The organism is Streptomyces sp. NPDC059443, assembly GCF_042750105.1.
Taxonomy (GTDB): domain Bacteria; phylum Actinomycetota; class Actinomycetes; order Streptomycetales; family Streptomycetaceae; genus Streptomyces.
Genome location: NZ_JBHYVM010000078.1, coordinates 1 through 1,079, shown reverse-complemented (window position 1 = coordinate 1,079; position 1,079 = coordinate 1). Strand labels below are relative to the sequence as shown.

General features: G+C 67.6%; 1 protein-coding gene. It reads left to right on the top strand.

Annotation, left to right across the window (positions count from 1 at the left end; genetic code table 11):
• The coding region (locus tag ACFXDJ_RS35850) for a vitamin B12 dependent-methionine synthase activation domain-containing protein (RefSeq protein WP_384851294.1) at positions 1-1,079 on the top strand (1,079 nt) is incomplete at both ends.

Sequence of the window (1,079 nt, the reverse complement as noted above, 5' to 3'; positions counted from 1 at the left end):
ACGGTCCGCGGGGATGTCCATGACATCGGGAAGAACCTCGTCGACATCATCCTGACGAACAACGGCTACAACGTCGTCAACATCGGCATCAAGCAGCCGGTCTCCGCGATCCTGGAAGCGGCGCAGGAGCACAAGGCCGACGTCATCGGCATGTCGGGCCTGCTGGTGAAGTCGACGGTGATCATGAAGGAGAACCTGGAGGAGCTCAACCAGCGCAAGCTGGCAGCCGACTACCCGGTGATCCTCGGCGGCGCCGCCCTGACCCGTGCCTACGTCGAGCAGGACCTCCACGAGATCTACGAGGGCGAAGTCCGCTACGCCCGCGACGCCTTCGAAGGCCTGCGCCTCATGGACGCCCTGATGGGTGTGAAACGCGGGGTCCCGGGCGTCGAACTCCCACCGCTGAAACAGCGCCGTGTCGCGGCCCGGCCGACGGTCGTGACCGAGGTGGAGGAGGAGCCGGAGGGGCCCGTCCGTTCCGATGTGTCCCTGACCAACCCGATCCCCGCTCCGCCTTTCTGGGGTACCCGTGTCGTCAAGGGCATCCCGCTCAAGGACTACGCCTCCTGGCTCGACGAAGGCGCCCTGTTCAAGGGCCAGTGGGGCCTCAAGCAGGCCCGTGGCGGTCCCACCTACGAAGAGTTGGTCGAGACCGAGGGGCGCCCGCGTCTGCGCGGACTGCTCGACAAGCTGCACACGGAGAACCTCCTCGAAGCGGCCGTGGTCTACGGCTACTTCCCGTGCGTCTCCAAGGGCGACGACCTGATCCTCCTCGACGAGAACGGATCGGAACGGACCCGGTTCACCTTCCCCCGCCAGCGTCGCGGCCGCCGCCTGTGCCTCGCGGACTTCTTCCGCCCCGAGGAGTCCGGCGAGACCGATGTCGTCGGGCTTCAGGTGGTCACCGTCGGCTCGAAGATCGGCGAGGCCACGGCCAAGCTCTTCGAGTCCGACTCCTACCGCGACTACCTGGAGCTCCACGGCCTGTCCGTGCAGCTCGCCGAGGCCATGGCCGAGTACTGGCACGCACGCGTGCGCGCCGAGCTCGGCTTCGCCGGCGAGGACCCCGCCCAGGTCCA